A 16,793-nucleotide genomic window follows, 5' to 3' on the forward strand; every position below is an offset into this window, starting at 1 on the left:
AGAGGAATTTCAACATGAAAGACTACTTAGTAAGAGGGATTGCATATGACGGACAAGTTCGCGCATTTGCAACAAATACAACTGAAACTGTAGGAGAAGCACAACGCCGTCATAATACATGGCCGGTTGTATCTGCTGCGCTAGGTCGTTCAATGACAGCATCTGTAATGATGGGTGCAATGTTAAAAGGGGACGACAAAATTACGGTAAAAATCGAAGGAAACGGTCCAATCGGTCCAATGGTTATCGATGCAGATGCCAAAGGAGATGTGCGTGGCTTCGTTACAAACCCGCATGTTCACTTTGAATTAAATGGACAAGGAAAACTTGATGTACGTGCAGGTGTCGGTTCTGAAGGGGCACTGACAGTTGTTAAAGACTTAGGTTTACGTGATATGTTCTCAGGTCAAACACCAATTGTCTCAGGAGAAATCGCTGAAGACTTCACATATTACTTCGCTTCATCTGAACAGGTACCTTCATCAGTAGGTTTAGGTGTACTGGTAAATCCGGATAATACAATTCTGGCTGCAGGTGGCTTTATCATTCAATTAATGCCGGGCTGTGAAGAAGAAACGATCGAAGCAATCGAAAAACGTTTGTCTTCAATTGAGCCTGTATCAAAAATGATTGAAAAAGGATATTCACCTGAGCAAATTTTAGAGGCGGTATTAGGAGAAGGAAATGTTCAAATCCTTTCGTCAATGCCTGTACAGTTCCAATGTCAATGTTCAAAAGAGCGTTTTGGTGCGGCAATTATCAGTTTAGGTGTCGGTGAAATTCAGGAAATGATTGACGAAGATGGTCAGGCAGAAGCGCAATGCCACTTCTGTTTAGAAAAGTACCACTTCGATAAAAATGAACTTGAAGGCTTTGTGAATGAAATCCAATCGTAATTTACACCAAACACCACAACCAACACAAAATAATTTACCGTACACACAACGACGCTTAAAAACAAAACCTACGTTGCTGTTATTGCTAATATTATTGGTCGGAAATCTATTTTGGTTTGTGCTATGGTTACTCCCATCTGATGAAAAAACATCAGAAAAAGCAGATGGCGGCGGCGAAAGTATTGCTGCCGTCGAGGGAGAACCGATTACACGCCAACAATGGCTTACTGAAATGGAAAACCGATACGGAAAAGAAACATTGCAGAGCTTAGTAAATGAAGCCGTCATGGAAAAAGCGGCCAAAAAATATAAGCTCGAAGTAAAAGAAGAAGAAATAGATTTGGAAATTGCTTTATTACGCTCGGCACAAGACTCAAACGATACATCTTTACATAGTTTATCTCCAGAACAACTGCGCCAAAAAATGCGGGCACAGCTTATTCTGGATAAAGTACTGACAAATGATATTGTAGTAAAAGAGGACGAAGCCAAAAAATATTATGAAGACAATAAATCGATTTATAATATTCCGACTACCCACCGTACTAGTATCATAATCGTGAATTCAAAAGAGGACGCGGAGCGGGTGGAAAAAGAGCTGAAGGACGGCTCTGATTTTGCGGTTTTGGCACGCGAACATTCACTGGATACAGCTTCGGCTAGTTTAGGCGGCGATATTGGCTTTATTTCTTCAAGTCAATCGGCAGTCGATCCGGCAATTTTACCGGAAGTGGAAAAACTGAAGGAAAAAGAAACTTCCAAACCATTTGTATTAAGCGATGGGCGCTATGCGATTGTTACCGTGACAGAGAACATGGAAGGGCAGTCATTCAGCTTTGATGAAGTAGAAGGGCATGTAAAACGCCAGCTCGCTTTAGAGCAGCTGCCGCCATCGATTACACCGGAAGCTTTCTGGGCAGAATTTGATGCGACATGGTTCTACGGAGAATCAAAAAACTAACGCAAGATTGAAGGCGGGCAAGGACAGAAGTTGGAGTTTTTAGTGAAAGGGGGAACTTTTATTGAGAAACTGCTACTTTTTAAAATTGATTGGAATGGAGGGGCGACTCCTGGGGGAATAGCGCGAGCCTGAGACTAGGAACAAAAGCTAAGAACGCCACGTCCTGTGGCAACGCTTTTGTGACCAACATCTTGTTGGCCTCGTGCCCCCGGAAAGCGTCCCCGGAATGGAAATCAATTTTGCTGTCCATGCCTTTTTTATTAAATAAACTGAAATAGTCAGAAATTTTCCAAAAATATCGTTTCAATTAATTGACAAGTAGCATTAAAAATTGATAAGATACAAATTAAGTAAAACCTATTGAATTGGTAGGGATTTGGAGAGGAATGGATAAAATGAGTAAATTAGCAAATTCAGTGGCGGACTTAGTAGGTCGCACACCAATCGTAAAATTAAACAATGCAACAAGTGAAAATGAAGGTACAGTTTACGTAAAACTTGAATACTTTAACCCAGGTTCTTCGGTAAAAGACCGTTTAGCTTTAGCTATGGTTGAAGCAGCAGAAAAAGACGGCACATTAAAACCAGGCGGTACAATCATCGAACCGACTTCTGGTAACACTGGTATCGGTTTAGCAATGATTGCTGCAGCTAAAGGCTACAAAGCAGTTTTAGTAATGCCTGAAACAATGTCATTAGAGCGCCGCAACCTTTTACGTGCTTATGGTGCTGATTTAGTATTAACACCAGGTCCAGAAGGTATGAAAGGTGCAATTGCAAAAGCAGAAGAATTATCTAAATCAGAAGGTTACTTCTTGCCACAACAATTCAAAAACGAAGCAAACGCAGAAATTCACCGCTTAACAACAGGTCCTGAAATTGCGGAAGCATTCGAGCAAGAAGGCTTAAAATTAGATGCATTTGTTGCTGGTGTAGGTACTGGCGGTACAATTACTGGTGCAGGCGAAGTATTGAAAAATAAATTCCCTGAAATCGAAATTATCGCTGTTGAGCCTAAAGATTCTCCAATTCTTTCAGGCGGTAACCCTGGCCCACACAAAATCCAAGGTATTGGTGCAGGTTTCATTCCGGACGTATTAAACACAGAAGTATATGATTCTGTATTACCGGTTGAAAACGAAACAGCTTTCGAATATGCACGTAAAGTAGCACGCGAAGAAGGTATTTTAGCTGGTATTTCTTCAGGTGCAGCAATTTACGCAGCAATCGAAACAGCAAAACGTTTAGGTAAAGGCAAAAACGTATTAGCGATTATCCCATCAAACGGTGAGCGTTACTTATCAACACCTTTATACCAATTTGAAGACTAATTAAAATTTGTCTAACAGATTTTTAAAAGCCATTTTGCGAGAATCACTCTCGTAAAATGGCTTTTTTTCTTTGGAACTGCTAAGTTAAAAATGGATTTTTACAGCGTTATCGAGTTTAATTAAGAAAAAGGCAAAGCAGGTGTAAATTGATGCAACAACTAGAAACACATACATTTTACATGACAAACGATGAATTTTATTATAGTTTCCAGGAACAGACGACAAAGGAAAAACAACGAGCGTTTTTGGAAAGCGGTCGTGGAGGGCATTATTCAATCGCTGCATGGCAACCAATCGCAACGGCAAAGTCAGTGGCACAAGGTCTTGAGCTGACTTGGAAAAGTGGGGAGACAGAGCTGAAAACAGGTGAAGCACTCGCAGAGCTGGAAAAAGTGATCGCCGAGTACAAGCTTGAAGCGAATCCGGCACTTCCTGATTTTCAAGGTGGAGCCATTGGATTTATTTCATATGATTATGCGCGCACGATTGAGTTGCTTCCAAATGTGACAGAAGACGATTTAAAAGTACCGGATCTCTATTTTTACTTGTTCGATCATTGGGCAGTACATAATGTCCAAACGGGCGAAGTGACATTGATGAAATTCTCTACTAGTGAAGTTGATTTACTTTCATGGCAAACAGATTGGCAGCAGCATGCCGAAGCCGGCTTGAAAAAGCGCCATTTTAATCAGGAAACAGCAAAAAATATGCAGCAGGATGAAGCGGAACTTCAAGTTTCATTCAGCGGAGATGCATTTGAAGCTGCAATACATAAAATTCAGCATTATATTGGACAAGGCGATGTGTTCCAGGTGAATTTGTCTGTGCGGCAGGCGAAAAAACTTTCGTCAGCACCAATTGCGGTGTATGAGGCGGTTCGTTCATTTAATCCTTCACCGTATATGGCTTATATTGAAAGCGAGGATTTTGCGGTAGTGAGCGGTTCTCCGGAGTTGCTCGTAAAACGTAAAGGGAATGAGCTTTCGACAAGACCGATTGCAGGGACACGCCCGCGCGGAGCATCGGAGGAACAGGACTTGGCATTGGCCAATGAGCTTATCGAACATGAAAAAGAACGTGCAGAACATGTCATGCTCGTTGATCTGGAACGCAATGACCTAGGAAGGGTGAGCAAATACGGAACGGTAGAAGTAAATGAGTTCATGGTGATTGAGCATTATTCACATGTGATGCATATCGTTTCGAATGTTCGAGGGGAGATTGCGCAAGGAAAAACAAATGCGGATGTCATTCGGGCGATGTTCCCGGGTGGAACGATTACAGGAGCACCGAAGATCCGTACGATGGAAATTATTGAAGAACTTGAGCCGGTACGCCGTGGTCTATACACAGGATCGATCGGCTGGATTGGCTATACAGGCGATCTGGAATTAAATATCGTTATCCGTACAGCGTATATTCAGGATGGTATTGCATACATTCAGGCGGGTGCCGGAATAGTCATCGATTCGATTCCGGAAAACGAGTATATTGAGTCGATGAATAAAGCGAGAGCAATGTGGCAGGCAAAAGCAATGGCAGAAGAGGTGAGCAAATGATTTTAATGGTTGATAACTATGATTCGTTTACATATAACTTGGTGCAATACTTCGGTGAATTCGGTCATGAACTGGTCGTTAAGCGCAATGACGAAATTACGGTAGAAGAAATTGAAAGGCTCCAACCGATGATGCTTGTTATTTCACCGGGGCCTTGTACACCAAATGATGCCGGAGAAAGTCTATCCATTATCGAACATTTCGCAGGGAAGCTTCCGATTTTAGGTGTGTGCTTAGGTCATCAGGCAATTGCACAAGTATTTGGCGGTGATGTAGTACGCGCGGAAAGATTGATGCACGGAAAAACATCCCCTGTTCTTCATAATAGGGTGGGGCTGCACAGAAAGAATGCGAACCCGTTTTTAGCAACGCGATACCATTCACTGATTGTAGAGCCTACAACATTACCGGACTGCCTCGAAGTGACGGCTTGGACAGAGGAAGGCGAAATTATGGGGCTGCGTCATAAACAATATCCGATTGAAGGGGTTCAATATCATCCGGAGTCAATTATGACTGAAGACGGCAAGCAGCTGTTACGAACATTTATTGAGACGTATTGTTAGGAGGAATGGGTAATGCTTTGTTGGATGAATGGCCAGTATATCGATGAGCAGGATTTGAAAATTTCCCCGTTCGACCATGGCTTTTTATATGGGCTTGGTTTTTTTGAAACGTTTCGGACATATGAAGGAAAGGCTGTCTATTTGAGCGAACATTTCAGCCGCCTGCTGGAAGCGTTAAAAGAATACCGTATTCATTTTCCGTATACGCTAGAGGACATAGGAGAAGTCATTGAAAAGCTCAATGCACAGGACGGCAAAGAAGGGTATTTTCGTTTAAATGTATCGGCTGGTGTACATCCGATTGGACTTGCCCCATCAGAATATACTGAACCAACCGTTATTCTGTTTCGTAAAGAACTGCCGAATATGGTACGTGGTAAAGAAAAAGAAGCGGTCTGGCTGAAAACAGTGCGGAATACCCCTGAACAGCAGATCCGCTATAAAAGTCATCATTACGGCAATAATGTCCGGGCACGTTTAGAGTTAACAAGTTTAGCGGCACAGGAAGGTTTCTTTACCGACCAGGACAGTGTTGTCGCAGAAGGCATTACGTCAAATGTCTTTTGGATAAAAGATGGTATACTATATACGCCTTCTACTAATTTAGGCATTTTACCGGGCATTACCCGAAAAATAGTCATTCAACTCGCTGCTGAACTCCAAATCCCGGTGCGGGAAGGACGCTTTATGGCATGGGAGTTGGAACAGGCGGATGAATGCTTTATTACAACCGCTGTACAGGAGCTTGTACCGATTTCCCGTATTGGAAAGGTACAGTTCGCCGGCAGTGAAGGCAGACTTTACAAAAAGCTGCATCAAGCATATGTACAAAAAATCATTACGTGTTTAGGAGACCGTCATGTTAGAAAACTATAAAGTACTCACATTAAATGGGATTGAACTGGATTTTCGCAAAGAAACGTTCGTGATGGGCATTTTAAATGTAACACCGGACTCATTTTCGGATGGCGGCAAGTTCAATTCTGTTGAAAAAGCTGTTGCCCAGGCGAAAAAAATGGTGGCAGATGGAGCGAAAATTATCGACGTCGGCGGGGAATCAACACGCCCCGGCTATATAAGAATTTCCGATGAGGAAGAGATTGCACGTGTCGTACCGGTAATTCGAGCGCTTTTAAAAGAAGTACCTGCGATTATCTCCATCGATACGTATAAATCCAATGTAGCGCGGGCTGCAATTGAAGCAGGTGCACATATTATTAATGACATATGGGGCGCAAAAGCAGATCCGGAAATGGCAAATGTTGCAGCGGAACTTGATGTGCCGATCATTTTAATGCATAACCGCCTATCAGATCAGTATGATAACTACTTTGCCGAATATATGGCCGATATGCAGGAAAGCATTGCAATTGCAAAAGCAGCAGGAGTACGTGATGAGCATATTTTCCTTGATCCGGGCATCGGTTTTGTGAAGAGTCTAAGTGAAAGTATTGAAACGATGCAGCGCCTCGATGAGCTTGTTGCATTAGGATATCCGGTATTGCTTGCGACATCACGCAAGCGTATGATTGGATCAATTTTAGAATTACCTGTTGAGGAACGAGTGGAAGGGACAGCCGCTACTTGTGCATTTGGTGTTCAAAAAGGCTGCCATATGATGCGTGTTCATGATGTGAAGGAAGTGGCGCGGACAGTGAAAATGATGGATGCACTTGTAGGGAAATTTGAAGTACAAGGTGAATTGGCACCGAGACATTAAGGAGTTTGCAATGGATTACATTCATTTAAAAGAAATGCAGTTTTTTGGTTATCACGGTGTATTACCGGAAGAAAACGTATTAGGACAACGCTTTCGTGCTAATGTTTCGCTTGCTGTTGATATGAAGCTTGCTGGTGAGACGGATGAGCTGGATCATACGGTAAGCTATGTTGGCGTTTATGATATTTGTAAAGAAGTGATTGAAGGGAAACCGTATAAATTAATTGAAGCGGTTGCCGAAAAAGTTGCTTCGAGTATTTTAACGCAGTATGAAGGTCAGATTTTTGGGTGCCGCGTCGAAATTATTAAGCCTGATCCTCCAATTCCTGGGCATTATAAAGAAGTCGCAGTCGAAATTACAAGAGGGCAATTCGTATGACGACGACAGCGTATTTATCGATTGGTACGAATATCGGTGAGCGTGAGCAAAACTTACAGGACGCGGTGAAACTGCTCATTGCACAAGAGGCGATTAAAGTAACAGCGATTTCTTCAATTTATGAAACAGCAGCAGTAGGCTATACAGATCAGGCCGATTTTTTAAATATTGCCGTCGCTCTTGAAACAGAGCTAGATGCTTTTGAGCTTCTAGCGCAATGCCAAAAAATCGAAAACGATCTTGGTCGTATTCGTGAATTCCGTTGGGGACCGCGAATTATCGATTTGGACATTTTGCTGTATGGTCAAGAACAGTATGAAACAGAAAATTTAACGGTTCCACATCCTCGTATGTATGAGCGTGCATTCGTGCTTGTACCGTTAGAAGAGATTATGACGCAAAACTATGATATGCTTGTAGGCGTGCAAAAAGCGTTACATGCACTTGATATAGAGAAAGAAGGCGTCAATCTGTGGAAGAAAATCAATACGGTCGCAGAATTCGGGCCTTTCGAAAATTGAAACGAATTCAGCAAACCGAATTTGCAAAATATATAGGTATATCTGTAACCATTTTAGGGCGTATTGAACGAGGCGAGAAAATTGCCTCACAAGAACAACTTCAAACAATTGCAGATGTATTACAAATAGATATAAACGAATTAAAAGGTGAATAACCTAGTGGAGGGAACAAAAAGGTGTCAAACATCGACCAAAAGCCATTCCAAATAGGCGATATTATTATGGATAACCGTGTCGTTCTTGCCCCGATGGCCGGAATTTGCAACTCGGCTTTCCGTTTAACTGTAAAAGAGTTTGGAGCAGGGTTAGTATACGCGGAAATGATCAGTGATAAGGCGTTGAATATCCGCAACAAAAAAACATTGGACATGCTTTATATCGATGAGCGCGAAAATCCGATGACACTGCAAATTTTCGGAGGAGACAAAGAAAATTTAGTAGAGGCAGCAAAGTTTGTAGACAAACATACAACAGCCGATATTATCGATATCAATATGGGATGTCCTGTAAACAAAATTATTAAATGTGAAGCCGGCGCAAAATGGCTTCTTGATCCGAACAAAATTTACGAGATGGTTTCAGCTGTTGTCGATGCAGTTGATAAGCCGGTTTCAGTAAAAATGCGTATCGGATGGGATGAAGAGCGTGTATTCGCTGTAGAAAATGCCCAAGCAGCAGAACGAGCAGGTGCAGCTGCAATTGCCATGCATGGCCGAACACGTGTGCAAATGTATGAAGGTAAGGCAAACTGGGATGTCTTAGCAGAAGTGAAGAAAAATATTAGCATTCCATTTATCGCAAATGGGGACGTGGAAACACCGGAAGATGCAAAGCGCATTCTGGAACATACGAATGCAGACGCCGTTATGATTGGTCGTGCTGCTTTAGGGAATCCATGGATGATTTATCAAACGGTGAAATACTTGGAATCAGGTATTCAAATTCCAGAGCCTTCAATCCGTGAAAAGATGGACGTTTGTTTACTTCATTTTGAACGCTTAAAAGCACTTAAAGGCGAAAAAGTGGCGGTAAGAGAAATGCGTAAACATGCATCATGGTATTTAAAAGGAATTCGCGGAAACGGGAAAATCCGTAATGCTATCAATTTAACTGAGACTGAGCAGGATTTACGTATTCTATTAAACAGTGTTGCAGATGAATACGAAGAAGAAGCGGTTATAGTATAAACAGTAGTAAAAGGCATCAGCTTATGATGCCTTTTTATTATGTAAAGGAAATTCGCTTAACAGAATTATCTGATATTTAAAATTAATTCGAAACAGGTGAATCACTAAAAGAAATACTGTACAATGGAAACATTATGGACTATTGTGCCGTTTTGGAGCGCAAAAACATTAAGGAGTGAAATACGTGTCAAATATCGAAGAATTAAACGACCAACTTTTGGTGAGACGCCAGAAGATGACAGATATTCGCGAAAACGGTATGGACCCATTCGGCAGCCGTTTTGAACGCACACATTTATCGAACGAAGTTATTGCAGAAAATGAGCAATTTGATAAAGAGCAATTAGAAGAAAACCCACGTGAAGTTGTAATCGCTGGACGTATTATGACAAAGCGCGGTAAAGGTAAAGCAGGTTTTGCGCATATCCAGGACTTAGCTGGCCAAATCCAAATTTATGTACGTAAAGATGCAATCGGTGAAGAAGCGTATGAATTATTCAACAAAGCAGATCTTGGAGATATCGTAGGGGTAAAAGGTAAAGTATTCCGTACACAAGTAGGAGAATTATCTGTTAAAGCGACAGAGTTCACTTTCCTAACAAAAGCGTTACGCCCATTACCTGATAAATTCCACGGTCTTACAGATGTAGAACAACGTTACCGTCAACGCTATGTTGACTTAATGACAAATGATGAGTCGAAAACAACATTCATCCAACGTTCAAAGATCATTCGCGCAATCCGCAACTATTTAGATAACAATGGTTATTTGGAAGTGGAAACACCAATGCTGCATACAATTGCAGGTGGTGCGGCGGCTCGTCCGTTTATTACACATCACAATGCATTGGATATGGAATTATATATGCGTATCGCAATTGAGCTGCATTTAAAACGCTTAATCGTTGGTGGCTTGGAGAAAGTATATGAAATCGGCCGTGTATTCCGTAACGAAGGTATTTCAACTCGTCACAATCCGGAATTCACAATGATTGAATTATATGAAGCATATGCAGACTATAACGATATTATGGATTTAACAGAAAACCTTATTGCACATGTGGCTCAAGACGTACTTGGCACAACATCTGTACAATATGGTGAAGATACAATTGAATTAGGTGTTGGCTGGAAACGCGTGCACATGGTAGATGCAGTTAAAGAAGCAACAGGTGTAGACTTCTGGGCACCAATGACTGTAGAAGAAGCACGTAAACTCGCTGCTGAACACGGTGTGGAAATTAAAGATACACACGAAGTAGGACACATCATTAATGAGTTCTTTGAACAAAAAGTAGAAGAAACATTAGTACAACCTACATTCGTAACAGGTCACCCAGTGGAAATTTCTCCGTTAGCGAAGAAAAATCCTGAAGACCCACGCTTCACAGACCGTTTTGAGCTATTTATCGTTCGTCGTGAGCATGCAAATGCCTTCACAGAATTAAATGATCCAATCGATCAACGCGAGCGCTTTGAAGCTCAAATGGCCGAGAAAGAAGCAGGTAATGATGAAGCACATGAAATGGATAATGATTTCATCGAAGCATTAGAATACGGTATGCCGCCAACTGGTGGTTTAGGTATCGGTATCGACCGCTTAGTAATGCTATTAACGAATTCACCATCAATTCGTGATGTTTTATTATTCCCGACAATGCGTCATACAATGAAATAAGTTTAATTTTAAAAGAGTCCAGCGGTATTCGCAGGGCTCTTTTCTTTATTATAGAAAGAAAGGCATTATTATTTGTTTGTGAGCGACTGCGAGAGTGTGTTGGCAGTTAGAGGTATAGAAAAATATAAAGATGGGGAAGCTGTTAGGCATTCCATTCTATATTAATTAAAAGGAATTAAGGGAAGGGATATAGAATTTGATAAAAAGTAATATTTTTTTGAAATAACTATTGTAATATAGTTGTGAGGGTGGTATATTATTTCTTGTCGCTAAAACATGACGCAAAAAATTACAAACATCTTTACTTTTCGACTTTAGAGTGATAAAGTAAAAAAGTTACTAAATTTACATCGGAAAAATGAATTAAAAACTTTTTAAAAAAGTTGTTGACATTCACCTTATGTAAATGGTAAGATATAAAAGTTGTCACAACGACAACACAATGAACCTTGAAAACTGAACAAGCAACGTTAATGAAACAAGCTACTTAAATGAAGCAAACAATAGATTTCAACTTCTAACGAAGTTGGATCGCTAGCAAAGCAAATGAGCTTTCAAACTACTTTTATGGAGAGTTTGATCCTGGCTCAGGACGAACGCTGGCGGCGTGCCTAATACATGCAAGTCGAGCGGAAATTTTATTGGTGCTTGCACCTTTAAAATTTTAGCGGCGGACGGGTGAGTAACACGTGGGTAACCTACCTTATAGATTGGGATAACTCCGGGAAACCGGGGCTAATACCGAATAATACTTTTTAACACATGTTTTAAAGTTGAAAGACGGTTTCGGCTGTCACTATAAGATGGACCCGCGGCGCATTAGCTAGTTGGTGAGGTAACGGCTCACCAAGGCAACGATGCGTAGCCGACCTGAGAGGGTGATCGGCCACACTGGGACTGAGACACGGCCCAGACTCCTACGGGAGGCAGCAGTAGGGAATCTTCCACAATGGACGAAAGTCTGATGGAGCAACGCCGCGTGAGTGAAGAAGGATTTCGGTTCGTAAAACTCTGTTGCAAGGGAAGAACAAGTAGCGTAGTAACTGGCGCTACCTTGACGGTACCTTGTTAGAAAGCCACGGCTAACTACGTGCCAGCAGCCGCGGTAATACGTAGGTGGCAAGCGTTGTCCGGAATTATTGGGCGTAAAGCGCGCGCAGGTGGTTCCTTAAGTCTGATGTGAAAGCCCCCGGCTCAACCGGGGAGGGTCATTGGAAACTGGGGAACTTGAGTGCAGAAGAGGATAGTGGAATTCCAAGTGTAGCGGTGAAATGCGTAGAGATTTGGAGGAACACCAGTGGCGAAGGCGACTGTCTGGTCTGTAACTGACACTGAGGCGCGAAAGCGTGGGGAGCAAACAGGATTAGATACCCTGGTAGTCCACGCCGTAAACGATGAGTGCTAAGTGTTGGGGGGTTTCCGCCCCTCAGTGCTGCAGCTAACGCATTAAGCACTCCGCCTGGGGAGTACGGTCGCAAGACTGAAACTCAAAGGAATTGACGGGGGCCCGCACAAGCGGTGGAGCATGTGGTTTAATTCGAAGCAACGCGAAGAACCTTACCAGGTCTTGACATCCCGGTGACCACTATGGAGACATAGTTTCCCCTTCGGGGGCAACGGTGACAGGTGGTGCATGGTTGTCGTCAGCTCGTGTCGTGAGATGTTGGGTTAAGTCCCGCAACGAGCGCAACCCTTATTCTTAGTTGCCATCATTCAGTTGGGCACTCTAAGGAGACTGCCGGTGATAAACCGGAGGAAGGTGGGGATGACGTCAAATCATCATGCCCCTTATGACCTGGGCTACACACGTGCTACAATGGACGGTACAAACGGTTGCCAACCCGCGAGGGGGAGCTAATCCGATAAAACCGTTCTCAGTTCGGATTGTAGGCTGCAACTCGCCTACATGAAGCCGGAATCGCTAGTAATCGCGGATCAGCATGCCGCGGTGAATACGTTCCCGGGCCTTGTACACACCGCCCGTCACACCACGAGAGTTTGTAACACCCGAAGTCGGTGAGGTAACCTTTTGGAGCCAGCCGCCGAAGGTGGGATAGATGATTGGGGTGAAGTCGTAACAAGGTAGCCGTATCGGAAGGTGCGGCTGGATCACCTCCTTTCTAAGGATTTTTCGGAATCATTCCCTTGGGGAATGAAACATTAACGGTTGCTGTTCAGTTTTGAAGGTTCATTCTTAAATGAATGAAACACTTCAAACCTTGCTCCTGACGCTTGCGCTTTCGTCGCAAAGCTGCATGAAGCAAAATCAGTGAAGCTTTGTCACGATGTGATTGAAGTCAGCTGCTTCGTTCTTTGAAAACTGGATAAAACGACATTGAAAGCAATAAATCAAATTTCTATTTTATAGATTTTTAAACAAGTCAAGCAATTGACGTGTAAACTTAAATCTTGGACTTGTTCCAAGTGTTAACTTTTGGTTAAGTTAATAAGGGCGCACGGTGGATGCCTTGGCACTAGGAGTCGATGAAGGACGGCACTAACACCGATATGCCTCGGGGAGCTGTAAGTAAGCTTTGATCCGGGGATTTCCGAATGGGGGAACCCACTATCTTTAATCGGATAGTATCTTCACGTGAATTCATAGCGTGTCGAAGACAGACGCAGAGAACTGAAACATCTAAGTACCTGCAGGAACAGAAAGAAAATTCGATTCCCTGAGTAGCGGCGAGCGAAACGGGAAGAGCCCAAACCAAAGAGCTTGCTCTTTGGGGTTGTAGGACACTCTATACGGAGTTACAAAAGAATGAACTAGACGAAGCGACTTGGAAAGGTCCGCGAAACGAGGTAAAAGCCCTGTAGTCAAAAGTTCATTCCCTCCAGAGTGGATCCTGAGTACGGCGGAACACGTGAAATTCCGTCGGAATCCGGGAGGACCATCTCCCAAGGCTAAATACTACCTAGTGACCGATAGTGAACCAGTACCGTGAGGGAAAGGTGAAAAGCACCCCGGAAGGGGAGTGAAATAGATCCTGAAACCGTGTGCCTACAAGTAGTTAGAGCCCGTTAATGGGTGATAGCGTGCCTTTTGTAGAATGAACCGGCGAGTTACGATTACGTGCGAGGTTAAGTTGAGAAGACGGAGCCGCAGCGAAAGCGAGTCTGAATAGGGCGAATTAGTACGTGGTCGTAGACCCGAAACCAGGTGATCTACCCATGTCCAGGGTGAAGGTGAGGTAACACTCACTGGAGGCCCGAACCCACGCACGTTGAAAAGTGCGGGGATGAGGTGTGGGTAGCGGAGAAATTCCAATCGAACCTGGAGATAGCTGGTTCTCTCCGAAATAGCTTTAGGGCTAGCCTCGTGATTGAGAATACCGGAGGTAGAGCACTGTTTGGACTAGGGGGGCATCTCGCTTTACCGAATTCAGACAAACTCCGAATGCCGGATATTTATACACGGGAGTCAGACTGCGAGTGATAAGATCCGTAGTCAAGAGGGAAACAGCCCAGACCACCAGCTAAGGTCCCCAAGTAATCGTTAAGTGGAAAAGGATGTGGCGTTGCTTAGACAACCAGGATGTTGGCTTAGAAGCAGCCATCATTTAAAGAGTGCGTAATAGCTCACTGGTCGAGTGACGCTGCGCCGAAAATGTATCGGGGCTAAACGATTCACCGAAGCTGTGGATGCATACTTTGAGTATGCGTGGTAGGAGAGCGTTCTAACAGCGTTGAAGTCAGACCGGAAGGACTGGTGGAGCGGTTAGAAGTGAGAATGCCGGTATGAGTAGCGAAACATGGGTGAGAATCCCATGCACCGTATGACTAAGGTTTCCTGAGGAAGGCTCGTCCGCTCAGGGTTAGTCGGGACCTAAGCCGAGGCCGATAGGCGTAGGCGATGGACAACAGGTTGATATTCCTGTACCACCTCCTCACCGTTTGAGAAATGGGGGGACGCAGTAGGATAGGGTAAGCACGCCGTTGGTTGCGCGTGTTCAAGCAGTAAGGCGTGTATGTAGGCAAATCCGCATACTATAACGTTGAGCTGTGATGACGAGCTCGTATGAGCGAAGTTCCTGATTTCACACTGCCAAGAAAAGCCTCTATCGAGGTGAGAGGTGCCCGTACCGCAAACCGACACAGGTAGTCGAGGAGAGAATCCTAAGGTGTGCGAGAGAACTCTCGTTAAGGAACTCGGCAAAATGACCCCGTAACTTCGGGAGAAGGGGTGCTTCTTTGGGTGCATAGCCTAGAGAAGCCGCAGTGAATAGGCCCAGGCGACTGTTTAGCAAAAACACAGGTCTCTGCAAAACCGTAAGGTGACGTATAGGGGCTGACGCCTGCCCGGTGCTGGAAGGTTAAGAGGAGCGGTTAGCGCAAGCGAAGCTGTGAATTGAAGCCCCAGTAAACGGCGGCCGTAACTATAACGGTCCTAAGGTAGCGAAATTCCTTGTCGGGTAAGTTCCGACCCGCACGAAAGGCGTAACGATCTGGGCACTGTCTCAACGAGAGACTCGGTGAAATTATAGTACCTGTGAAGATGCAGGTTACCCGCGACAGGACGGAAAGACCCCGTGGAGCTTTACTGTAGCCTGATATTGAATTTTGGTACAACTTGTACAGGATAGGTAGGAGCCAGAGATCTCGGAGCGCCAGCTTCGAAGGAGGCGTCGGTGGGATACTACCCTGGTTGTATTGAACTTCTAACCCATGCCCCTTAGCGGGGTAGGAGACAGTGTCAGGCGGACAGTTTGACTGGGGCGGTCGCCTCCTAAAGAGTAACGGAGGCGCCCAAAGGTTCCCTCAGAATGGTTGGAAATCATTCGTAGAGTGTAAAGGCATAAGGGAGCTTGACTGCGAGACCTACAAGTCGAGCAGGGTCGAAAGACGGGCTTAGTGATCCGGTGGTTCCGCATGGAAGGGCCATCGCTCAACGGATAAAAGCTACCCCGGGGATAACAGGCTTATCTCCCCCAAGAGTCCACATCGACGGGGAGGTTTGGCACCTCGATGTCGGCTCATCGCATCCTGGGGCTGTAGTCGGTCCCAAGGGTTGGGCTGTTCGCCCATTAAAGCGGTACGCGAGCTGGGTTCAGAACGTCGTGAGACAGTTCGGTCCCTATCCGTCGTGGGCGTAGGAAATTTGAGAGGAGCTGTCCTTAGTACGAGAGGACCGGGATGGACATACCGCTGGTGTACCAGTTGTCTTGCCAAAGGCATCGCTGGGTAGCTATGTATGGACGGGATAAGTGCTGAAAGCATCTAAGCATGAAGCCCCCCTCAAGATGAGATTTCCCATTACGCAAGTAAGTAAGACCCCTGAAAGACGATCAGGTAGATAGGTTCGAGGTGGAAGTGCGGTGACGCATGCAGCTGACGAATACTAATCGGTCGAGGACTTAACCACATTTTATTGCACAAACTCAATGAAACGTTTATCCAGTTTTGAAAGAATGAAATTCATTAAAAAAGTACTTGACGTATAAGAAAAGTATGTTACAATGAATAATGTCTTTTAAAGAAAATAGTCTAGTGATGATGGCAAAGAGGTCACACCCGTTCCCATACCGAACACGGAAGTTAAGCTCTTTAGCGCCGATGGTAGTTGGGGGCTTCCCCCTGTGAGAGTAGGACGTCGCTAGGCTGTATTACCCAGGAGGATTAGCTCAGCTGGGAGAGCACCTGCCTTACAAGCAGGGGGTCGGCGGTTCGAGCCCGTCATCCTCCACCATTTCTAAATGCCGGTGTAGCTCAGTTGGTAGAGCAACTGACTTGTAATCAGTAGGTCGAGGGTTCGACTCCTTTCGCCGGCACCATTTAGAGAGCCATTAGCTCAGTTGGTAGAGCATCTGACTTTTAATCAGAGGGTCGAAGGTTCGAGTCCTTCATGGCTCACCAGTTTATATTTTATACTGCTTAGCGGGTGTGGCGGAATTGGCAGACGCACTAGACTTAGGATCTAGCGCCGCAAGGCGTGGGGGTTCGACTCCCTTCACCCGCACCATTTTAATTTCATATTACTGTCAGAGTAAAAAAT

12 protein-coding genes, 4 tRNA genes and 3 rRNA genes are annotated in these 16,793 nt (G+C 44.3%); all 19 read left to right on the forward strand.

Features of this window, described 5'->3' with window-relative positions:
• The first annotated feature begins 14 nt into the window (after positions 1–14).
• The 19 genes from hslO (at position 15) to MKY27_RS00535 (ending at position 16,760) form a co-directional block, all read left to right on the forward strand.
• On the forward strand, positions 15–896 hold the full coding sequence (hslO, locus tag MKY27_RS00445) for an Hsp33 family molecular chaperone HslO (protein ID WP_339196818.1): 882 nt from the start codon (positions 15–17) through the stop codon (positions 894–896).
• Positions 880–1,857 carry a peptidyl-prolyl cis-trans isomerase gene (locus MKY27_RS00450; RefSeq protein ID WP_339196820.1) on the forward strand — a complete coding sequence of 326 codons (978 nt, stop codon included), beginning with the start codon at positions 880–882 and terminating at the stop codon, positions 1,855–1,857. Before hslO ends, MKY27_RS00450 begins: the two co-directional genes overlap by 17 nt.
• Positions 1,858–2,252: 395 nt before the next feature.
• A complete protein-coding gene (cysK, locus tag MKY27_RS00455; RefSeq protein WP_251691514.1) occupies positions 2,253–3,188 on the forward strand; it encodes a cysteine synthase A in 936 nt (311 codons plus the stop codon).
• Positions 3,189–3,337: 149 nt separating this feature from the next.
• Positions 3,338–4,747: an anthranilate synthase component I family protein gene (locus MKY27_RS00460; RefSeq protein ID WP_339196822.1), complete on the forward strand. Its 1,410-nt coding sequence runs from the start codon at positions 3,338–3,340 to the stop codon at positions 4,745–4,747.
• Positions 4,744–5,313, forward strand: a complete 570-nt coding sequence (gene pabA, locus MKY27_RS00465; protein ID WP_339196824.1) for an aminodeoxychorismate/anthranilate synthase component II — start codon at positions 4,744–4,746, stop codon at positions 5,311–5,313. The genes MKY27_RS00460 and pabA overlap by 4 nt, the downstream gene beginning before the upstream one ends.
• 12 nt (positions 5,314–5,325) lie before the next feature.
• Entirely contained in the window at positions 5,326–6,189 is an 864-nt protein-coding gene (gene pabC, locus MKY27_RS00470; protein WP_339196826.1) for an aminodeoxychorismate lyase, read from the forward strand.
• On the forward strand, positions 6,173–7,033 hold the full coding sequence (gene folP / locus MKY27_RS00475) for a dihydropteroate synthase (RefSeq protein ID WP_339196829.1): 861 nt from the start codon (positions 6,173–6,175) through the stop codon (positions 7,031–7,033). The genes pabC and folP overlap by 17 nt, the downstream gene beginning before the upstream one ends.
• A 10-nt stretch (positions 7,034–7,043) precedes the next feature.
• The gene (gene folB / locus MKY27_RS00480; protein WP_339196831.1) at positions 7,044–7,412 is read left to right on the forward strand and encodes a dihydroneopterin aldolase; all 369 of its coding nucleotides are present in this window, start codon (positions 7,044–7,046) and stop codon (positions 7,410–7,412) included.
• A complete protein-coding gene (folK, locus tag MKY27_RS00485; RefSeq protein ID WP_339196833.1) occupies positions 7,409–7,933 on the forward strand; it encodes a 2-amino-4-hydroxy-6-hydroxymethyldihydropteridine diphosphokinase in 525 nt (174 codons plus the stop codon). Before folB ends, folK begins: the two co-directional genes overlap by 4 nt.
• Positions 7,885–8,088, forward strand: a complete 204-nt coding sequence (locus MKY27_RS00490; protein WP_339196834.1) for a helix-turn-helix transcriptional regulator — start codon at positions 7,885–7,887, stop codon at positions 8,086–8,088. The genes folK and MKY27_RS00490 overlap by 49 nt, the downstream gene beginning before the upstream one ends.
• Positions 8,089–8,109: 21 nt before the next feature.
• Positions 8,110–9,120, forward strand: a complete 1,011-nt coding sequence (gene dusB, locus MKY27_RS00495; RefSeq protein WP_079523104.1) for a tRNA dihydrouridine synthase DusB — start codon at positions 8,110–8,112, stop codon at positions 9,118–9,120.
• 175 nt (positions 9,121–9,295) lie between these two features.
• Entirely contained in the window at positions 9,296–10,798 is a 1,503-nt protein-coding gene (gene lysS, locus MKY27_RS00500) for a lysine--tRNA ligase (RefSeq protein WP_339196835.1), read from the forward strand.
• Between the two features lie 564 nt (positions 10,799–11,362).
• A 16S ribosomal RNA gene (locus MKY27_RS00505) occupies positions 11,363–12,918 on the forward strand.
• 316 nt (positions 12,919–13,234) lie between these two features.
• Positions 13,235–16,163, forward strand: a 23S ribosomal RNA gene (locus MKY27_RS00510).
• Between the two features lie 121 nt (positions 16,164–16,284).
• Positions 16,285–16,400: ribosomal RNA gene (rrf, locus tag MKY27_RS00515) — 5S ribosomal RNA — on the forward strand.
• The 16S, 23S and 5S rRNA genes sit together here with 4 tRNA genes alongside, the layout of an rRNA operon.
• Before the next feature lie 11 nt (positions 16,401–16,411).
• Positions 16,412–16,487, forward strand: a tRNA-Val gene (locus MKY27_RS00520).
• A gap of 9 nt (positions 16,488–16,496) precedes the next feature.
• A tRNA-Thr gene (locus tag MKY27_RS00525) sits at positions 16,497–16,572 on the forward strand.
• Between the two features lie 6 nt (positions 16,573–16,578).
• Positions 16,579–16,654: transfer RNA gene (locus MKY27_RS00530), tRNA-Lys, on the forward strand.
• A 21-nt stretch (positions 16,655–16,675) separates the two neighbouring features.
• Positions 16,676–16,760 (forward strand) — tRNA-Leu (locus MKY27_RS00535).
• The last annotated feature ends 33 nt before the right edge of the window (positions 16,761–16,793 follow it).

The organism is Solibacillus sp. FSL R5-0449 (genome assembly GCF_037975215.1).
Classification (GTDB): domain Bacteria; phylum Bacillota; class Bacilli; order Bacillales_A; family Planococcaceae; genus Solibacillus.